The organism is Pseudoalteromonas lipolytica, from assembly GCF_900116435.1.
GTDB classification, from domain to species: Bacteria; Pseudomonadota; Gammaproteobacteria; order Enterobacterales; family Alteromonadaceae; genus Pseudoalteromonas; species Pseudoalteromonas lipolytica.
The window spans coordinates 126,815-147,756 of record NZ_FPAZ01000013.1 but is presented as its reverse complement, the minus strand read 5'-3'; the positions used below and the strand labels follow the sequence as shown (position 1 = coordinate 147,756).

Here is a 20,942-nt window from a genome sequence, read left to right as displayed (position 1 = left end):
CCCGAATTCAGATAATAAGTGCACCACTCATGGTTAAACGGTGAGAAGAGATCAACTGCCTGTTGGTGGTACTCTGTAATCGCCAAAAAACAAGAGTAGATACCATGAGTTACAAGCAGTTGATCGAAGGGCAAAGATACCAGATTGAGGCCTACTTACGCGAGGGTTTTAGCTATCGAGAGATAGGGAAAAGGCTAAAAGTGAGCCACAGCACTATAAGTCGTGAAGTTAGGCGCAATAGTACTCGAAGTCATTACTTGCCTGAGGTTGCACATTCAAAGGCATGTAAACGAAAACATCTAGCTGCCAAGTATTCCATGCCAGCACTTACAATTGCGTTCGTTGAGTTTGGATTGGAGCAAAAATGGAGCCCTGAGCAGGTTGCGGGTGTAAGCAAAATTATCGGGCATCCTGTGAGTCATGAATGGATTTATGGCTATATTCAAAAAGATAAATTGAGTGGTGGCAAGCTATACAAACATCTGCGACAAGGGCACAGACGTTATCGTAAAGGCAGCCGAAGCAAACGTGTCATCATCCCAAATCGTGTTGGCATTGAACATAGACCTGCGATTGTTGACACTAAGACACGATTTGGTGATTGGGAAGCGGATACAGTACTTGGCAAGCATGGTACGGGAGCAATCGTTAGTTTAGTCGAGCGTACAAGTAAGTTTTACCTGATACGCAAAGTGCCAGCAAAAAGTGCAGCGCAAGTGAGCAGAGCAATGATAGGTATGCTGTGGCGCTATCGACGCCATGTTCATACGATAACCGCAGACAACGGGAGTGAGTTTTGTGAACATGAGCATGTTTCAGACAAGCTAAAAACCGACATCTACTTTGCTAACCCCTACTCATCATGGGAAAGAGGGTTAAATGAGAACTTTAATGGCTTGTTGCGTCAATATATTCGCAAAGGCACTGATTTACGAACGGTGACAGATAAGCAAATTGCGCACATAGAAAAGGCGCTCAATGCGAGGCCGAGAAAATGTCTAGGGTTTAGGCAACCAGCGGTAATATTCGATGAATTACGCAAAGCAGCCTAATTTAGCGAGTGGTGCACTTCGGACTTGAATTCGCGAAGAGTTAATGCATGATTATAAGTTTCACACATTAAGCCCTAGAGATTTTGAATATCTCTCAAATGATTTAGTAGGCGCCAAGCTAAAGGTGGATGTGAGAAGCTTTGCGACAGGAAGAGATAAAGGAATTGATGGTTGGCTTATTGATAAAAATCAATTAACTGTAGTTCAGTCTAAGCACTGGGAAAACACTAAAAACTCAGTATTGATCTCTAGACTAAGAAATGATGAACTACCAAAAATAAAAAAGCTAAAACCTAAGCGTTATATCTTATCTGTTTCAAATGATTTAACGGTTGATCAAGTAAAACAACTAATAAATGATTTTAAACCATATTTGAAAGAGGATGATTTACTTGATAGGGGCAAGATAAACAAATTAATTTCTGAAAACCCTTCCATAGAAGCAAACCACTATAAACTTTGGTTTAGTAGTACTAACATACTTAATGAAATGATTAATTCCGACCTACACAACCAGACACAGTTTGAATTGGAGGAAATAAAAAAGTCAATTAAAACATACGTTAGAACCAGCAATTACTATAGTTCCAAAAACAAACTAGATCAGAACAACTGTATAATAATTACAGGTGCACCTGGTGTAGGAAAAACCACATTATCGAGGGTTTTAGTTCATGAACTAATTGTTGAAGAAGAAAAAAGAAATAAAAGCAACTATGAATTTATATACATTGATTGTATTAATGACTTTAACAGAGCATACAAAAGCAAACTAAAGCAAATATTTTTATTCGATGATTTCTTAGGAAGAAATTACCTATCTGAGGTAAGAAACAGTGACGATAGAAAATTAAAAGAAATCATCGATAGGATAAGAAAATCAGCAAACAAAAAGCTGATACTAACGTCTAGAGTATCTATTTTAAATCAGGCTAAAAATATTTCAGATGACTATGACAGCTCAACGTTCATTTCAAATGAAGAATTAATTGACGTTTCAGATCTATCAAGAATAGAAAAAGCTAAAATACTTAGCTCATATTTCTTCAATACAATGAGTACTATAAAAGAAACTGGTGAGTGTACAATTGAAATTGAAGATTTCACAAATCAAGATTTTTATTTGAAAATTATTGATCACAGAAATTATAACCCTAGACTTATCGAACACATATTAAACAAAGATAATTTCAACGCTTCCGAACACACATCTTTTAAAAATTTTTCTTTAGCCGCCTTAAACAACCCATCTAAAGTTTGGGAAAAACCAATAAAAAACAATTTAAATGATATACAAAGAGAGATTCTATATTCGGTTATATTTACTAAAGAAAGAACAAACCAAGAAAAAATTTACGATCTAACTTTAAAAAATAACAATATAAAATCACAGGAATTCTTCGACTCATTAAAAGTTATGAATGAATCCTTTATAAGCATTTCAATAGACTCAAATAATTGCAATAGATACATAAAACTACTTAACCCATCAATAGCAGACTTCCTGATTCCTAAACTAATTAACGAGTCACCATCAGAACTCGCTAGTTTAATTGTAAGTATGGGTAGCTTACTTGACATATACACGCTCCCAAACAATATGGAATTAAAGAGAGAGAAAAATAAGTATATAAACAAACATTTATTTTTTAAAAAACTAGTAGAGAACTTAAAAGATAAAATAAAGTTTGATAAAGAAACCATAACACTAAGCATTTATGCGCTGAAGAATGCTAACAGTGAAAAAAATAATTGTTCTGAAAGCCTACTGCTTGACAAGATAATAGAGAATACAAGCACAATAACCCAATACAAGCAAATAAGCGAAATACTTGAAATAACTAAAAAATTTAAACACTCAAAAGAATTTGATTTTGAAAAGTTGAGTAAAGAACATCTAGACTTATTAGATGACCATGGTGAACTTGCTGATTTTTCATTCTTCTACAACTCAAATACAACAGATTGGCATTTAGATAAAGAAATTGAATACAAGGCTATAGAATACTGGAGTAGTAACCTCGAAGAAAAGTTAAAATCAGAAATAAGTTCAGTTGACTTTATTAATGATGACATCATTGATCATTACAATCAGTTTGATGAAGTTGATGAAGAAAGCGTAACTGAAGAAATATATGATGAAGTAGAAAAAATTGTTTTAGATATTTGTAATGAATACGACATCAATATACATGAAGATGGCATCTTATCATGTTTTGATATTGACAGTTATTCTGAAAGCTTAATAGATGAAATCCTTAACACTCTTGAAAATACTGTAAAACATGAGATTGATGAAAATCAAGGCACACTTGGTTTGGAGTTTGAAGATGAAGATGAAGATATAGATGATGAAGATAGCGAAGATGATGAGATTAGGAACCTATTTTATTAAAGGTGAAATTTAAAAATCTCTACAAATATGCTACACCAAAATGAAAAACGACAGACAATAACCAATAAACTATTGATTTTACTGGTAGCCCCTACAGGAATCGAACCTGTAACTGCCCCTTAGGAGGGGGCCGTTATATCCATTTAACTAAGAGGCCACACTTGCACTGGGTTTTCTAGTGATGGTCACTAGCGGTATGCAACTCGTAAAATTATAACGGGCTAAGGCTTTGGTAATCAAGAGATTATACCAACCGACTACGGTTTTAGCCGGTTGGTATTAATTTTTGTTAGTTTAGCTGGGCTGTTGCCGACTGTATCGACTCATTTTGCAGCACAAAGTACGGAATTACTTTGTTTGAGGTGGCGACAACTTGCTTGGTGGTTAAGTTGATCACGCGGGCATTCACTTCAACGCCATTGGGGCGATAAATTAAGGTGCCCGCTAGCACATGACTTGCAATTCGGCGCTTGGTTAATTCGTTGATATCGCGTGAAAAAACAAAATCACCTGTTTTATCAATAACCACACTATCGCGCGTCTTAAAATCAATAACACCGTAACCAAATTTTTGCAGTTGATGATACAAGGTTTCTGCCACTTGATTACCAAGTTGGTTACTTTGTTGTAGGCTTTCATTTAAATCGACAAACGAGGTCACGGCTATGCCAAGCTCGGACTCTTGTTGCATGGTGTCGGCTATATCAAGCGCCATTTGTTCAACGTAATTACCTAACGTTTTATAATGCTGATAAGGCTTAAATTGGCGACTATTGGTTTGTAACTCTGATTCATTTTGCTGCTGAGCAAGTAGCATCATGGTGTTTATATCATAGTTAGTTGGTGCGTTGCTCGCAGTCTGGTTGCTTGGCTCAGGCGCTTGGCTAAGTAACTCACACCCAGATAAACTGAGTGTCATAGCGGCGGTTAATGCAACAAGTTTAAACTTGCTCATAGCTTACCTCACTCACTCGCTTGTTTAAGCATAATACCGTCGGTACGGTTGCTACTATCAAGAGCATCAACCACTGACTGCGGAATAAAGCCTTGTGCCGAGCCAACCACGGCTTTGCTGGCAAGCCCAATAATACGTGCATTTACCAACACACCACCTTGGTGGTTTACTAACGTGCCTGCAAGTACGTAATTAAAGTTTTGATCTTGACTCAACTCTAAATAATCACGGCTAAACACAAAATCACCGCTTGGGGTTACACGAATGTAGTCTGTGGTTTTAAAATCAACAACAGGCACACCAAACGTATGCAGTTCGTGCATGAAGCTTTCGGCAATTTGATTACCTAGTAAGCTCGATGTGTTGTATTGATCATCTAAAAAGATGAAACTCGATACGGCAAGGGGTGTTTTATCACTAACGTATTGAAGATTTTGTGCCATGTCTTGCATTAATCCACGTACATAATGATTTATATTTTTGCGCGTAGGGGCTGCAGTAAAGGTGGTGTTATTTTTAACGGCCTGACTACTTTGATAAACCGACACATTTGTTTGTGGTGCGGCAACCGCGCGCTCACTGCGGGTAAGCTGTGGCTCTTTGGTGTCTATCGTTTGTGAGGGTGACATCATTTGTGCGCAGCCGAACCCTAATGGTAAACATAAGCTGAGTAGTAAACGTCTCATGAGTGGACTCCTAATTAGTATTCACTGCGGTAGATCATGCCACCGCGCTGCTGAACTTTTTCACTTCCCCACATTACATTAATGGGGATCTCGGTACTGGCTGCAGACACGATCCGCTGATCGGCTGCATCCACTAAACGGGCATTAACAATATAGGCATGTTGTTGCCGCGTTAAGGTGCCGGTGATCACAAAGTCAATATTCTGACGTTGGCGCAAATTTTTTGTATTTCTGCTTAACATACTATCGGCAGATGATTGTAAATTTAAATTATTTTCTAATCGGTACTCAATGGTATGGTAACCAAGCTGAGCAAATTGCGTCATTAAGCTTTCTTGAATTTGTTGACTAAGCCCTGCCCCCTGACCTTCTGCAAGGCCCGAATCAAGTGCATCAGCCAAGTAAAAGCTGGTTACAGCAATGCGTGCATTACTTTTAAAAGCCCCTTGAATTCGGCTTAATTGCGAACTTAAATCAGCCACATACTGGTGTACCGTATAAGGCGCCATAACGGCTTTTGGTGCTGCTGTACTTACCACTGGTTTTGGCTCTTCAGAGAGCTTACAACCCGCTAAGCTTAAAAATATTAATGACACTAGTAGACGCATAATTGCCATCCCATATCGAACATGGTTAATTAAAAGCAATAACTGTGCCTACTTAGTATAAATCGTTTTAGCGACGTGATAAGTCGAGTGGTTCGCCTAAGAAAGGCGCGGTTAAACAGTGCTGTTGAAGCTGTTTAGCAAGGTAACAAAACACGGTTGCTTCGTTGTAGTTGGCAAACGGGCCAACACGCAGTGCATACCGTGTTTGTGATTTTGTGGGGCGTTCTAAAAATACAAACTCTAGCTTATCAAATGCACCGGGATACTGTTTTTTCATCATTAATACTTGGCGCTTAATTTGGCTTGGGTCTAAATACACTCCAAGCTGAGCCCCAGCAGGCGCCTGAGCATTTCGCGCTACGGCATCATTGTAGGTTATTGACGCGTTATAGGAATGAGTTTGATCACTCTTAGATGCTTTAGATAGCGTTTGCACGTCTGGCTTACTATTGAGTTCGGCCGTCATAATGCGTAAATCATTTTCCATTTCGGTTAAACGGGCAATACTTTGCTGCTGTGATTGATATTGAGCCGCAAATTGCTGTATTTGTTGCTCTGTATATAGCGGCTCTGGTTGCTGTTGCAGCAACATACATGCAGGCAACAGACTTACACTGGCAGTAATTAATAAGTGTTTGAACAACGTTGAAATTGACATATTTATCATCAGCTAAAAAAAACAGAACTTAAGCACAGCAAATAAAATGCCAGCTTTTAGCCTTTATATCAGCACGCTATAGGTAAATGCGATTATCGGTATAATTACTTACCCAACAATCAAGCCCTTGGCGCTTAATGGCTTCACAATCAGCGGTTGCGTTTTTAAGGTATTTATAGCCACCAAATTTTAAACGGTAATAGGTGTTTTGATTAACATCAGCCACTTCAACATTTAATAGCGGTTTGCCCTGAAAAACCTCGGGGGCTAAGGCCTTCATTTTTTTAAATGTAATAGCTAAGTTTTTTTCTGAATTTACTGCAACAAGCTGTAATGCAAAACTGTATTCAGGTTTAACCTGTTCGCTGCTCTTACGCTCGTCTGATTTAGCCAAAGAATCTGGCTCTTCTTTAGTAGGCAGCCCAGCTGCAGGTAACGCGCTATCTGTGCTCTCTGCGCCATCTGTGCTTAGCTCAGGCAGCGATTGCACGTTTGCTAATAGGCTTTGCTCATTGGCCTGAACATTCATTGACTGAAATAGATGACTAAACGACAAAAAATTAAATAATGTGGTAGGTAATGAATGGTTACTACAACCCGATACAACAAACAGCACCATTAGGCACGCGCTGTAACGCAACGGTTTTAAGCAATATTTCATAAGCAGGATTCTTAAACGTACCATTATATTTGCTTCTTAATCTGAGAAGACCGTTTGTTAGTACTTACCTGCCTGTAAAAAGCCTGAAATATCGTTTAGATATTAAACAAGAAAACACTAACAAATTGCTTTTTTATTATTATATTTTCAGTACAGTGCTTCTACTAACTGCAATAAAAACTTAGTAGCACCCTCAGCTTAAGTTTTCATATACGACAACCTAAAGCAGTAAAAATCCGTTTCATTATAGGTATTTTTATGAGTATAGCTTAATTAGCTATTCTACAGTGGGTAACTAAGCACTTTTCTGTAATAACTATCTTAGCAATCTGCTAATACAAAGGTATATCAGAAAAGTCCTTAATTAGGTAATAATCGACAATTGTGGATGACATGTAAATAACAAAAAAGTGCCATATAGGCACTTTTTTTACATCATTTTTAACTAATCAAATAGAATTGATTATTTAACCAGCGTTTTTATGAAGTCGGTGAGCTCATCTTTAAATTCATCGCGTCGTAATGAAAACTCAACAATCGCTTTTAAATAGCCTATTTTGCTTCCACAGTCATGGCTTTTCCCTTTCATTGAGTAGGCATCAACGGTTTCTTTTTCCATTAACATTGCAATCGCGTCTGTTAACTGAATTTCATCGCCTGCCCCTGCTGGGGTTTTTGCAAGAAGTGGCCAAATGTTTTTACTTAATACATAACGACCAACCACGGCGAGGTTTGAAGGCGCTTGATCAATTGGCGGCTTTTCAACCATATTTAAAATAGCGGCACTTTCACCTTGTTTAATTTTCGCATCACCTAGGTCAACCACACCAAACTTATCAACTTCGTTAAGTGGCACAGGCTCAACCATAATTTGGCTTTGACCAGTACTTTCAAAGCGTCCAATCATCTCTGCAAGGTTGTCTTTTTTTAGATCGCTCGCCACATCGTCAATAATCACATCGGGTAAAATAACCACAAACGGTTCATTACCAATGATTGGCGCTGCACAGTTGATTGCGTGGCCTAACCCCTTCGCTTCACCTTGGCGTACTTGAATAATAGTGACATCTTTAGGACAAATAGACTGTACTTCTGCGAGTAGTTGACGTTTAACACGCTTTTCTAATGTTGCTTCTAACTCAAAGCTCGTATCAAAGTGGTTTTCAATAGAATTCTTACTTGAATGCGTCACTAATACGATTTCTTTAATTCCCGCTGAAATCGCCTCATTAACCACATATTGAATCAAAGGGCGGTCAACGATAGGTAACATTTCCTTTGGAATCGCTTTTGTTGCAGGCAACATACGCGTGCCAAGACCAGCAACTGGGATCACTGCTTTCATTGATTTCTCCTTAAACTTTTTTCTTTTTACACTGAAAACGGATACTTAATTGCATCGTGACACTGATAACCTTCTACTTCAAAATCGTCTTTTGTGACCCAAGTTTCAATGTCTTCAAGTGATTTAATATTTGGATTTATTTTAAGTGTAGGTGATGCAAATGGCTCACGCTTAAGCTGTACATCACGCATTAACTCTAACTGATTTTCGTAAATATGTGCATTTGCTATTTTATGATACGCCTTTCCGGGCTTGTGTCCGGTGATTTGTGCAACCAACGCTAATAACACAAAACATTGAATTTGATTAAAATTCAAACCCAGTGGCACATCACAACTACGTTGATACGAGGTTAAGTATAGAGTATCACCCAGTAATGAAAAAGTGTGCGTATGCATACACGGACGTAAACAACCTAGTTCAAACTCGCCCGGATTATAAAACGTGACAATTTCACCTCGGTCATCAATGCCGTTAGATAAGTTAGTAATTACCTTTTTAAGTTGATCAAGGTGTGTACCATCTGGGCGCTGCCAGCTACGGCCTTGTACGCCGTACACACGGCCCATATCATCTTCACCACGTCGATGCGGGTTTTCGAGCCAAGCTTTATTTTCGTTCGCGTTGGCATTCCATGTCATGCAACCGATATCACGAAACTGTGCCGCACTGTCGTAACCACGAAGGTAGCCTAACAACTCTGCAATGGCTGCTTTATAAAAGCTTTTACGTGTTGTTATAAGCGGAAACTTATTGTTTGCTACATCGTACTCAAGGTCAGCATTAATAACGGTTAAACATTTGGTGCCTGTACGCTTATTTTCGACCCACACGCCTTCATCAACAATGCGTTGACATAAATCTAAATACTGTTTCATTGACTTGCTCTAATTATGCTTTGCTTGCAACGCGTCGTTGCGGCTTCATGTAGGCCCATATTAACAAACCAAGGCCCCCAAATACCATTGGCAGCGAGAGTATTTGTCCCATTGAAATCACACCTGCAAATAGGCCTAAATGCGCGTCTGGCTCACGGAAATACTCAACAACAAATCTAAATACGCCGTAGCCTAATAAAAATAAACCGGCGACACTCCCTGCTGGGCGTGGCTTTTTAATAAACCATTGCAAAATTAAAAATAGCACCAAGCCTTCTAAAAATGCTTCGTATAGTTGTGACGGATGGCGTGGTTCTGGCCCACCGGTAGGGAAAATAAACGCCCAAGGTACATCGGTTACGCGTCCCCATAACTCACCATTAATAAAGTTACCTATGCGGCCGGCTAGTAGGCCCAAAGGCACTAATGGCACCACAAAATCGCCGACCTCTAACAATGATTTTTTACGTGTCCAGGCAAAGACCATAATTGCGGTAATAACCCCCAGTGTGCCGCCATGGAATGACATGCCACCTTGGTCGATTCTGAATAAATAAAACGGGTTTTCAATAAAATAACTAAACTGATAAAACAACACATAGCCAATACGCCCACCGAGTATTACCCCGAGCATACCGTAAAATAATAAGTCGCTTACTTGCTCTTTCGTCCACCCAGAATTAGGTTTTGCAGCTTGACGGTTTGCCAGCCACATAGCTAAAGCAAAACCAATTAAATACATTAAACCGTACCAACGTACGCTGAGCGGTCCTACCGAAAAAATAACCGGATCTATCTCTGGAAATTGAAGAGCCATAAAAATAAAAACCTTTAACTAAACACCATTTTAAGCGCAATTATGACAAGTAATAGCGCGAATACTTTTTTTATTGTTGCCACAGGTAAATAATGCGTCGCTTTTGCACCATAAGGAGCAATTAATGACGACGTGATAACGATGCCGACTAATGCGGGTAAATAAACAAATCCGGCAAAACCATCACTAAAGGAGGTTACTTGCCAACCTGCAGACACATAACCAACCGAGCCAAACAGCGCAATGACAATACCACATGCTGCGGCACAACCAATGGCCTTTTTAATATCGACAGAGAAATAATGCAGCAAAGGCACAATAAGTGCACCGCCACCAATACCAATCAGTCCTGATAACGCCCCCATTATTGCACATAAAAAGCCAATTACGGGACCTGAGGGCAATGGTTTTTCACTTGCAGCCTTGGTACGTGTAGATAACACCATGCGTAACGCGATAAACACCACACTCGTGGCAAAAACTAAACGTAATAACTGCTCAGGAATAAAACTCGCCGCAAAGCCACTCACGAGTGCACCAATACCTACACCGGTCATGACCCAAGGAGCAATTTCCCACGGCACATTAGCATTACGATGATGAGCCAACGCTGAAGAGGTAGACGTAAAAATAATGGAAGCAAGTGAGGTGGCTATGGCAATAACTAATACATGGCTTGAGTCAGCAACATTAAATGATACCAACATGGCGCTCAGTACAGGCACAATAATTAAGCCACCACCAATGCCAAGCAGACCGGCTAAAAACCCTACTACACTGCCTAAAATAGCGCAGTACACCATTAAAAGTATTACGTCATGCATAGCACATTCATATATTCAGTTTGTTATATGTATATACTAAACGAATATATAAACGCTTCACAGTACAATTTACTCTCATGCTTGCCCTTGGCTAGGGGTGTAAAATAACTCACCCAATTGGTGCTCTATCATAAAGTTACGTGTGAGCCTCAATACTTGCTTAGCGGTAGGCTGCAATAAACATTCGCTAAGCAGCTCCTCCATATCGCTTACTTTTAAGCGACGCAGTACAAATTTAATTTTACTGATTGATGAAAGGTTCATACTTAAGCGACGATACCCCATGGCGATTAGTAATAATGCCCCTTCTGGGTCACCACCAAGCTCACCACATAAACTAAAGGGTAATTCATGGTTTTGGCACTCTTGAGCAACTTTAAGTAGCACTCGCAGCACACTAGGATGATAGGGGTTAAAGAGCTCTGCAACACGCGCATTAGAGCGATCAACGGCCAGCATATATTGAGTTAAATCATTGCTACCCACAGAGCAAAAGTCGACTTTTTGTGACCACTCTTCGAGCATGAATATACTTGAAGGGACCTCTAACATAATGCCAACTTCTGGGCGGTCAATGGCTTGCTCTGGGTATTGTTCTTCTAGTTCGAACAGCGCTTGTTCAACTAACTTAATTGACTCGTCGACTTCTTCAGAGCCACTGATCATGGGTAACATTATTCTAAGGTTACCTAAACCGATATTGGCCTTTAACATCGCTCTGAGTTGATCTAAAAATAGTTCAGGATGATCCAAGGTGACGCGAATACCCCGCCACCCTAAGAAAGGGTTCTCTTCTGTGATATTAAAGTAGTCTAATACTTTATCACCGCCGATATCTAAGGTGCGCATTACCACAGGATTCGGGTGATAGCTGGTAAGCACTTCTCGGTACCACTTTTCTTGCTCCGACTGCGAAGGAAATTGCCCCTTTTGCATAAACCAGGCTTCGGTACGATACAAACCCACTCCATCACAAAACAGTTTGTTGTCTTGCTCTGTGTTTAATTCAAGGCCTGCATTTAACAATAAGCTAATGTGCTCGCCATCTAAGGTGACCGCATCTAGGTTCTGCTCTGCGACGAAACGATCATTCAGTAATGTTTCTTGGTATTTTAATTGGCTGTATTCATCGTGGAGCATTTGCGAAGGTGAGATATATAAACGCCCTGCGTAGGCATCTAAAATCATCGGCTTACCTTCAAATTGCAGTAAGGGAACGTCTTCAATACCCCAAATAGCGGGTATCCCCATTGCTCGCGTTAATATTGACGCATGGCTGTTTGCTGCCCCATTTACACTAACCACCCCCGCTAAATGCCCTTTGGGCACTTCGGCAAGCATGGCAGGTGTTAGCGTACTGGCAATTAAAATGGTGTCTTTAGGGTAAGGTTTTGCCGCATGCTCGGTATTAACTAAGTGGTGTAAAACACGCAAACCAATGTCTTTAACATCTACTGCGCGCTCTTTTATGTATGGGTCTTGCATGGCGTTAAACTGCGCCACCAGCTTTTCGATAACTATTTTTAATGCGCTTTTTGCACTCCAGCCTTGTTGAAGTTGCTCTTCAACATTTTTGCCTAGGCTTTTTGCATCAAGTAGCTGCTGATACACATCGAATACCGCAAGCGCTTCTTGCGGAATCGAATCGCTTAATGTCATCGATAACGTATTAAACTCGTTGCGTGTTGCCGCAACAGCCTGCGTAAATAATTTACGTTGCGTACTTATGTCATCGTCTTTTTGCAACTCAATCGATTTAAAATCGAGTTTAGGCAACACCACAAAAGCTTCACCAATGGCAATACCCGGCGCGCTCGACACCCCTTTGAGTACCGAAGTCTGATGCGAGAACTCATCAAGCCTTAAAATCTCTTTGATCTCGGCATGTGCAAGCTGCGATGCAAGTTGTGCCGAAAGAGTAATTAAAAAAGATTCTTCATCGGGACTAAAAACACGCGCTAACTTTTGCTGAACTACAATAACGCCCAGCACTTTTTTTTGATGCACCACAGGCACAGATAAAAACGCGTTATAGCCTTCTTCATTAACTTCTGGAGAGAGTTTAAAGCGAGGGTGTGATTTAGCGAACGCTATATTAATTGGCTCTTCGCGTTGCGCAACTAAGCCAACTAAGCCTTCGGTAAAACCAATTCTAAACTTACCCACAGCATCTGGGTTAAGTCCTTGCGTGGCCATTAATACAAAGTTGTCTTGGCTGTAATCAGCAAAGTAAATTGAGCAGCACTGTGTTTGCATGGCATCTTTTACCATTTGCACAAAACACGCTAAGGCACTGTTTAAGTCCGCTTGTTGCGACACAGCCTCAGCAATTGATCTGAGCGTGGCTAACATGATGCTGCTCCTTTCATTTAGTTGATAAAGTTGCCCTTATCGCTTTTGTCGCCAATTATCTTTATGTTGTTCTCGTTTATTAAACGGCATTGCAAACGGGGCAAACTCTTTCATTACACGACGGTAAACATCGCGCTTGAATGACACAACTTGCCTCACCGGATACCAATAGCTCACCCATCGCCAGTCATCAAACTCTGGATGATGAGTTTTAAGTAAGTTTACATCTTCGTCTTTACAACGTAATTTCAGTAAAAACCATTTTTGTTTTTGCCCAATGCACACAGGACTTGAGTCTCTGCGAATTAAACGCTTGGGTAATTTGTAGCGTAACCAATGTTTTGAACTTGCGACGATCTCGACGTCTTCAGGAAGCAAGCCCACTTCTTCGTGTAATTCTCGGTACATGGTTTGCTCTGCTGTTTCACCATCGTCGACACCACCTTGGGGAAATTGCCAAGAGTGCTGACCATAACGTCGAGCCCAAAATACTTGTCCCTGATTATTGCAAATTACAATTCCGACATTGGCACGAAAACCTTCGGCATCAATCACCTTAGTGCCTCATTTGTAAGTCGATTTTTATTGATTGTTCCACATAACCTGCGATACAGCAAACACTTTACACCTTCGCCGAAACCAGATTTGAAATTAGCATTTTAACAAGCGCTTTTAATCAATATGTTAGAAAGCAATTATTACGAAAATACGCGCTTTTAATAAAAAAGTAGTTTACAACCGTATTTTTCTCACCTTACCCACAGCTTGTGCATAACTTTTGTAAATCATGCTTATTTTGCAAACAAATCCACAATAACCAGTTCAAAAAAGCACTTTCTCCACAGAAACTGTGGATAAACATGTTCATATATCTGTATTTATACAAACAACTGTCTAATTAATACAACAGTCAAAAATCAAACATCGACAAAAGTCATTAAATTTCAATAAATTAAGATGTTATTCCCACAAAACAAATTGACTATTTTTAACTCACTTTCAACATGCGCAAAAAACACCCAAATACAAAGATATCCACGGCAATGCGCATTTGTTATCATGTTAAGGTTAATAACACAATCAAATAAACGCCGTATGCGACCACTAAAACCAAGCTCAATCAACGAATTAATGCAACGCGTGAATGCAATAGCGGGGCTTACACTCGGCCAGCTTGCAGAGCAGTACCAATTTAAAACACCCGATGACTTGCTGCGTGAAAAAGGCTGGACCGGTCAGCTTATTGAATATGTATTAGGGGCAACCGCGGGCTCGAAACCCACTCCTGATTTTGAAGAGCTTGGTATTGAGTTAAAAACCTTGCCTATTTCGTTTAAGGGTAAACCCTTAGAGACAACTTTTGTCTCTGTTACGCCGTTATTGAACGTAACAGGTCTTACATGGCAGCAAAGTACGGTGCGTAAAAAGCTCAATCATGTGTTGTGGTTACCGATTTTGGGAGAACGCGAAATTCTGCCATTTAATCGTACCATTGGCAGTGGTTTTTTATGGCAACCCAGTGCTGAGCAAGATGCACAGCTGCAACGTGACTGGGAAGAGCAAATGGAACTTATCGCGCTGGGTCGTATCGATGAAATTTCGGGACACTTGGGTGATGTCATGCAAATAAGACCAAAAGCGGCTAACAGTAAAGCGCTTACTGATGCTATTGGGCCAAATGGGCATGTGATCCAAACCCTGCCTCGCGGCTTTTATTTAAAAACAAGCTTTACCGGCGAAATTTTAAAACGCCAATTTCAGCTGTAAGGGTCGCAACTTTTTGTATTTATAAGCGGTTTGTCGTGCTAACTCGTAAAAAAGCCGCGATGATGGTCGTCGCGGCTTTGTACTAACTTGAATTCTTAACGTATTGTTATTTCCAACTTTTCATCTTATGGCCTTTAAGAGCATAAAATAAAATGAATAGATAACTTGGGATCATAACAATATACGCACCTTGCGCGCCCAGCCCTGCTACGTTACCTAAACCAATTAACAGCGGACCTAAAGCACCACCTGCAATACCCATGATCAACAACCCCGATGCAGTGCCAGTTAAGCGGCCTAAACCCGCCAATGCTAATGGCCAAATTGCAGGCCACACCATCGCATTAGCAAAACCAAGTAGCGCGATACACAATAAAGGATCGGGGAGTTCAGGGCCTCCAAATGGCACAAGTAATAGATTAGAAATAATAAACGAGTCATTGCTACCAAATACCACCAGTAGCACGGTGATTATGCCAGCGATACCCGACATTAATAGTGCTGTTTGCTGGCTCATAAAACGTGGGATAGTTGCAATACCTATCGCGTAGCCAATCAACATACACGCCATTGTGTACGAAGTCATAACGGAGTAATCAGCAACGCCAATTTGCAAAGCGTAAGAGCCAATCGTATCGGCAGCAATCACTTCAACTGCGACATACAAAGCAATGCCCACAACACCTAGAACAAGGTGCGGATGAGCAAGTGTTTCTTTTAACTCACCTTTACCATTTGATGACTCGCCTTCGTCAAACACTAAATCAGGAAGAGGCGCAAATTTTGCGAACGCAGCAAATAACATAATAAGACCCGCAATTAATACATACGGCATAATTAAGCTATTGGCCATAATGTCTTTTTGCTCTTGCGACAGTTTACCCGCACCATCGACTACACCGCTTACAACGACCGCAGCAAAGATCACCGGTACGATAACTCCAGCAAACTTATTCAATAAGCCCATAATACATACACGCACCGCGGCTGATTTTTCAGAGCCCATTTTTACTACATAGGGGTTAACAGCCGTTTGAAGAATTGTTTGACCTACACCTATCATAAGCTGTGCAAATAAAAATATTTCGATCATTTGCAGTTTCGCGGCAGGAATATACATTAACGCCGACAGTGCCATGACAGCACAGCCGATCGCCATTCCATTTTTATAACCAACGCGTCTTATGAGCATCGCTGAGGGAATACCTGCAACAGTAACCGCAATATAAAACGAAGAAATAATAAACGAAGCTTGTAACGGCGACAGCTCAAGCATTTGCTGCAAAAATGGTGTAATTGCACCATTAAGCCACGTTATACACCCCAGAATAAAAAACATTGATCCTGCCAATACCATTGGCAGCCAAATGTTTTGTTTTGTGTTGTTGTCACACTCAACCGTTGCTTCCATAATTTTTCTCAACTAGTTATTTTAATTAATTATTTTTATTTGGCTGGCTTTAAAACATCATTGTGCTGTTTAATTTCCATACCAATCACAAAAATTTAATCATACACTAACAAAAATGACAGCGCTATCATTTTGCATTCAGCTAAACGTAAAAAAGCCGTAACTAGCTGGCTAGTTACGGCTTTATTTAAATATTTACAACGGCTTAGTTATTACTTACCAATCGCTTCTTTTGCGAACAAGTGTTTAATTGGCCCCAAGTTATCAACAAGGCTAAGCCCCACACCGCGCACGAGCTTTTTAAGCGGATTAGCACCGGCAAATAACTCTTTTAGTCCTTGCATCATGGCAATGTGTTTTTGCGCATCAAGCTTACGGGTACGTTCATAATCACGCAGCGTGCGTGTACTTGCAAACTCACCCTGCTCATTGGTTAATAACTCAATTAGGTAAGCGGCATCTTTTAAGCCTAAGTTCATGCCAAGCCCGGCAAGTGGGTGAATAGTATGCGCTGCATCGCCCATTAACACGACTTTGCCCGACACCCACTGCTGTGCATAACGCATTTTAAGTGGAAACGCCATGCGCTCACTTTGAACTTCGCATAAACCGCATTGGCCATCCAGTGCAGCCAGTAGTGCTTTATTAAACTCGGTATCGTCAAGTGCTAGTAACTGCTCGCAGTGCACAGGGCTGGTTGACCACACAATCGAATGCGTATGTTTATCAGGCAGCGGCAAAAACGCTAAAGGGCCGGTTGGTAAAAACACTTGGCGTGCTGTGTGATTATGCTCATCATCGGTTTTTACAGTCGCAACAATGGCATGATGATCATAATCTTTAAACGTAATTGGCATATTGAACTGCTTTCGAATCGCCGAGTTTGCTCCGTCGGCTGCTACCAGCAATTTAGCAATCACAGGCTCACCGCTTTCAAGTGTAATAAAGACATCGGATTCTGTTTGATGTATTTGTTGATAACGGGTTTCGAATAATAAGCTGGCATTACTTTGCTTTTCAAGTTCGCTAATTAAAGCGTAGCGAATAATGTCGTTTTCAACGATATGACCAAGCTGTGGTAAGTCGAGATCATTGTGATCAAAATGAATTTTGCCAAAGCTGTCTTTATCGCGTACATCCATCGAGGTATAAGGCGTGGCGCGTTGCTTAATAATTTCAGGCCACACATTCAGTGACTCAAACAAACTTTGGCTCGCCAAACTCAGCGCACTAACGCGAAGGCCGTACTCATCCCCCGGAAGCGCCTGCTTTTCACTGGCATCAATCACCACCACACTAATATTGGCTTTAGCTAAACCAAGTGCAAGCGTAAGGCCTACACAGCCACCGCCAACAATACAAACCTGTGCTTGTTTCATATCCGTTTACCTTGCTTAACTTGACCCATTAACTGTTTGGCTAACGGGGTTTTTAACGAGGAGAATAAATCCATTGAGAAAAGACCAATGCTACGACCAAGCGCAAGCATTCGCGATGAATTTGAAAATAACCGCACCAAGCTGTCAGTTAAAGTCATAACCGTGGCAATATCTTGACTACGCACTTGGCTATAGTAGCGGGTAAAAGCGTAATCACCTAAATCGCTGCGGTGCGCCATATCACAAAGTAGTTGCACATCACGTAAGCCTAAATTAAAGCCCTGCCCCGCAATGGGATGAATAGCATGACCAGCATTACCTATAAGTACAGTGCGATGGCTGCTTAGCGCATCTACTTTTCCATACACCAGCGGGTAGCTGGCACGCATACCAACTTTACTGAACGTGCCGGCACGATAGCCAAACGACTTTTGCAAGGCAGCTAAAAATGCATCATCTGAAAGCGCCATGTGCGCATCTATATGCTCAGGCTCCATGCACCATACTAACGAGTAACGGTTATTGCTCATGGGCAAAAGCGCCATCGGGCCATGCTCGGTAAAGCGTTCAAATGCGTGATGATGATGACCACCCGCCACTTCAATATTGGCAATGATCGCGCCTTGCTGATAAGGGCGCGTATTAAACTCAATATTAGCCAGCTTTCGACTACTCGAATTAGCACCGTCGGCTATAACCACCAGTTTTGCACTCAGCTGTTCGCCCGAACTTAAAGTAACGTTCGCAGCATCGGCTTGGTACTCAAGTTTAGCAACCGTGTCAGGACAAAACAGGCTCACATCTGTGCGAGTTAACTGCTGGTGCAAGCTGCGACCAAATGGATTCACCTCAACGACATACCCAAGTGCATCTTGCGCATATTCATGGCAATCAATGTGGGTTTTACCAAAGTGACCACGGTCAGAAACCGTTACTTTTTCAATTGCAGCAGCAAATTGCGCTTGGCAATCAAATGCATTAATGGATTGTAAGTATTGAACCGATTGCTGAGCCAGTGCAATACTTCTATCATCAAAGCTTGGGTGATAGTTTGCACTTACTTCATTTGCTTCAATCACAGCGATTGATAACTGTTTATTGCTGTGTATTAGGCCTAATGCACAGCTTGCGCCAGCCAAACCACCGCCGATAATGACAACATCAAACTGCTCTGCCACGTTTGCTCCTAGCCTTTATTTGCCTTGCATCACTGCTTCGATGTCACTGATAGTTTTAGGTACTGAGAGTGTCAGGTTTTCATGACCCTCTTTTGTGACAAGTAAGTTATCTTCTATACGAATACCAATACCTTTGTATTGCGCAGGTGCTTTGGCATCTTCGCTGATGTATAAACCGGGTTCGATAGTTAAGACCATTCCTGGCTCAAATACGCGCTCTTTTTCGTCAAGCTTGTATTCGCCTACATCATGCACATCAAGGCCTAACCAATGGCCAAGGCCATGCATATAAAACGCTTTACAGGCTTGGTTTGCCATTAGCTCATCAAGCTCACCCGTTAAAATACCCAAGTCAATTAAGCCTTGCGTTAATACCGTTGAAGCCAGTTCATTGGCTTTAGATAAACTACCACCGGGTTTCACTTGGCTAAATGCAGCCTCTTGCGCCGCAAGTACAATATTATAAAGCGCGGCTTGTGGCTCACTAAACTTGCCATTCACAGGGAATGTTCGAGTAATGTCTGCTGCATAACCCTCAAGCTCACACCCTGAATCAATCAGTACTAGGTCGCCCTCTTTTAGTTCGGCGTCGTTTTGTGTGTAATGCAGTATATTGGCGTTATCACCACTGCCAACAATGGTGCCATATGCTGGGTGGCGAGCACCATTCATTGCGTAGTGATGGTGCAGTTCTGCTTCTAGCTGATATTCAGTTGCGCCTGGTTTTGCAAATTGCATCGCACGAATATGGCCTTGCGCACTAATTTCACAAGCAGTGCGCATAATGTTTAGTTCAGCGTCAGATTTAAATAAACGCATTTCGTGTACTAGGCCACGAATATCTTTAATGGTGTGAGGCGCTTTGTAACCTTTTTTTGGTGCGCCACGAAGCGTGCTTAATAAGTCCCAAATTTTCGTATCGAAATGTGGGTAAGTGCCTTGTGCATAAAATAAAATCTGCTGGCCGTTCACCAAATCTAATAATTGTTCATCTAGTTCACTAAGTGGACAGGTTGCGTCGAATAAGTACTCAGATTTCGCTTTTTCGAAGCCAATTCGACGACCATGCCAAATTTCAGCTAATTTATCTTTATTGCGACAAATAAGCGTACTTGGCGTGTCACTTGATGGGCAAAGCACTAACACTGCATCGGGTTCGTTAAAACCCGTTAAGTAGAAAAAGTCACTGTCTTGGCGAAATGCGTATTCGGTATCACGACTGCGTGTAACTTCAGCAGCCGCAGGAATAATCGCGATGCTATTTTTGTCCATCATCGCTAGTAAACGCTCGCGACGGGCTTTAAATTCAGCTTTATCGATAGCAATAGACAACATGCTAAACCTCTGTAATTTAATTAGTGAAGGGTCTTTTTAGTGCTTTTATCTGTTTGCTCTTTACCGAGTTCAGCAAAACATAATAAGGCAGAAACGCGCACGTACTCGATCACTTCGTGTAGTGCTTGGCTGTCTTCTTCGGTTTCTTCGAATAAAGTATCCAAGCGAGTAATTTCGCTAAAATCGCTAATAACTTCTTTTACGTCCGCAGACAATTTGCCATAGTCTTTTTGCTTTAAACCGAAACCAAGCATAAAACCCGATACCCAAGACACTAGGCCGTTTGCTACGTCAACTAGGGTCTCGTCATCACTTGGCAAGAATAAATCGAACTGAAATTCATCGTCACCAAAACTCGCCACAACCTGTGTATATATAGTGGCAAAAAACGCTTTTAGATCGGTATTGAATGCTAAACCATCATTGAAAACATCGCTTAATAAGCCTAAATACTCGTCGGCTTCAATATTAATGCCACAAGCAAGTAAGCCACTTATTACGCCATGGGCTTCGGCGGGTGCGACAAAAATTTCATTTTTTTCTAATAGCAATTGCGCTTGCTGGTAATCAGGTAACGTGCTCATAACTTTTTCTTTGTTCGTCTCAGTAACGTCATGCTACCACTCGATAAATCGCAACTC

19 protein-coding genes and 1 tRNA gene are annotated in these 20,942 nt (G+C 41.0%); 3 read left to right on the top strand and 17 right to left on the bottom strand.

All coding sequences use genetic code 11. From position 1 onward, the window contains the following. The first annotated feature begins 104 nt into the window (after window positions 1-104). Entirely contained in the window at window positions 105-1,052 is a 948-nt protein-coding gene (locus tag BM378_RS14715) for an IS30 family transposase (RefSeq protein ID WP_074989424.1), read from the top strand. Window positions 1,053-1,095: 43 nt separating this feature from the next. Continuing rightward, on the top strand, window positions 1,096-3,447 hold the full coding sequence (locus tag BM378_RS14710; RefSeq protein WP_074989481.1) for an nSTAND3 domain-containing NTPase: 2,352 nt from the start codon (window positions 1,096-1,098) through the stop codon (window positions 3,445-3,447). An 82-nt stretch (window positions 3,448-3,529) separates the two neighbouring features. On the opposite strand, the gene BM378_RS14705 is transcribed toward BM378_RS14710, so the two are convergent. The 12 genes from BM378_RS14705 to rppH all read right to left on the bottom strand — a co-directional run bounded on the left by BM378_RS14705 (window position 3,530) and on the right by rppH (window position 13,786). Continuing rightward, window positions 3,530-3,604 (bottom strand) — tRNA-Arg (locus BM378_RS14705). A 132-nt stretch (window positions 3,605-3,736) separates the two neighbouring features. Continuing rightward, the gene (locus BM378_RS14700; protein ID WP_074989480.1) at window positions 3,737-4,402 is read right to left on the bottom strand and encodes a FlgO family outer membrane protein; all 666 of its coding nucleotides are present in this window, start codon (window positions 4,400-4,402) and stop codon (window positions 3,737-3,739) included. A gap of 8 nt (window positions 4,403-4,410) precedes the next feature. Then, window positions 4,411-5,088 carry a FlgO family outer membrane protein gene (locus BM378_RS14695; protein ID WP_036970388.1) on the bottom strand — a complete coding sequence of 226 codons (678 nt, stop codon included), beginning with the start codon at window positions 5,086-5,088 and terminating at the stop codon, window positions 4,411-4,413. A gap of 14 nt (window positions 5,089-5,102) precedes the next feature. Continuing rightward, complete coding sequence (locus tag BM378_RS14690) at window positions 5,103-5,696, bottom strand: FlgO family outer membrane protein (RefSeq protein ID WP_036970392.1); 594 nt, start codon at window positions 5,694-5,696, stop codon at window positions 5,103-5,105. Between the two features lie 67 nt (window positions 5,697-5,763). Continuing rightward, entirely contained in the window at window positions 5,764-6,354 is a 591-nt protein-coding gene (locus BM378_RS14685; RefSeq protein ID WP_074989479.1) for a hypothetical protein, read from the bottom strand. A gap of 76 nt (window positions 6,355-6,430) precedes the next feature. Beyond that, entirely contained in the window at window positions 6,431-7,015 is a 585-nt protein-coding gene (locus tag BM378_RS14680; RefSeq protein WP_074989478.1) for an SPOR domain-containing protein, read from the bottom strand. A 463-nt stretch (window positions 7,016-7,478) separates the two neighbouring features. Further along, the gene (gene galU, locus BM378_RS14675) at window positions 7,479-8,360 is read right to left on the bottom strand and encodes a UTP--glucose-1-phosphate uridylyltransferase GalU (RefSeq protein ID WP_065978397.1); all 882 of its coding nucleotides are present in this window, start codon (window positions 8,358-8,360) and stop codon (window positions 7,479-7,481) included. Between the two features lie 26 nt (window positions 8,361-8,386). Further along, window positions 8,387-9,238 (bottom strand): thymidylate synthase, encoded by an 852-nt coding sequence (locus BM378_RS14670; protein WP_036970397.1) that lies wholly within the window; start codon window positions 9,236-9,238, stop codon window positions 8,387-8,389. Window positions 9,239-9,251: 13 nt separating this feature from the next. Then, window positions 9,252-10,055, bottom strand: a complete 804-nt coding sequence (gene lgt / locus BM378_RS14665) for a prolipoprotein diacylglyceryl transferase (protein ID WP_036970400.1) — start codon at window positions 10,053-10,055, stop codon at window positions 9,252-9,254. Window positions 10,056-10,069: 14 nt separating this feature from the next. Continuing rightward, a complete protein-coding gene (locus BM378_RS14660) occupies window positions 10,070-10,879 on the bottom strand; it encodes a sulfite exporter TauE/SafE family protein (RefSeq protein WP_074989477.1) in 810 nt (269 codons plus the stop codon). A 75-nt stretch (window positions 10,880-10,954) separates the two neighbouring features. Then, a complete protein-coding gene (gene ptsP, locus BM378_RS14655; protein WP_074989476.1) occupies window positions 10,955-13,231 on the bottom strand; it encodes a phosphoenolpyruvate--protein phosphotransferase in 2,277 nt (758 codons plus the stop codon). Window positions 13,232-13,267: 36 nt separating this feature from the next. Then, a complete protein-coding gene (rppH, locus tag BM378_RS14650; RefSeq protein WP_036970409.1) occupies window positions 13,268-13,786 on the bottom strand; it encodes an RNA pyrophosphohydrolase in 519 nt (172 codons plus the stop codon). Between the two features lie 540 nt (window positions 13,787-14,326). Here rppH and mutH point away from each other — a divergent pair. Further along, complete coding sequence (gene mutH / locus BM378_RS14645) at window positions 14,327-14,998, top strand: DNA mismatch repair endonuclease MutH (protein ID WP_036971710.1); 672 nt, start codon at window positions 14,327-14,329, stop codon at window positions 14,996-14,998. 106 nt (window positions 14,999-15,104) lie between these two features. On the opposite strand, the gene nagP is transcribed toward mutH, so the two are convergent. The 5 genes from nagP to BM378_RS14620 form a co-directional block, all read right to left on the bottom strand. Further along, window positions 15,105-16,409 (bottom strand): N-acetylglucosamine MFS transporter NagP, encoded by a 1,305-nt coding sequence (gene nagP / locus BM378_RS14640; RefSeq protein WP_074989475.1) that lies wholly within the window; start codon window positions 16,407-16,409, stop codon window positions 15,105-15,107. 212 nt (window positions 16,410-16,621) lie between these two features. Further along, the gene (locus BM378_RS14635; protein ID WP_036970414.1) at window positions 16,622-17,788 is read right to left on the bottom strand and encodes an FAD-dependent monooxygenase; all 1,167 of its coding nucleotides are present in this window, start codon (window positions 17,786-17,788) and stop codon (window positions 16,622-16,624) included. Beyond that, entirely contained in the window at window positions 17,785-18,966 is a 1,182-nt protein-coding gene (gene ubiH, locus BM378_RS14630; RefSeq protein WP_074989474.1) for a 2-octaprenyl-6-methoxyphenyl hydroxylase, read from the bottom strand. Before ubiH ends, BM378_RS14635 begins: the two co-directional genes overlap by 4 nt. Window positions 18,967-18,981: 15 nt before the next feature. Further along, window positions 18,982-20,301, bottom strand: coding sequence for a Xaa-Pro aminopeptidase (gene pepP / locus BM378_RS14625; protein WP_065978400.1), 1,320 nt, complete (start codon window positions 20,299-20,301; stop codon window positions 18,982-18,984). A gap of 20 nt (window positions 20,302-20,321) precedes the next feature. After that, the gene (locus tag BM378_RS14620; protein ID WP_036970422.1) at window positions 20,322-20,885 is read right to left on the bottom strand and encodes a UPF0149 family protein; all 564 of its coding nucleotides are present in this window, start codon (window positions 20,883-20,885) and stop codon (window positions 20,322-20,324) included. Window positions 20,886-20,942 lie beyond the last annotated feature (57 nt).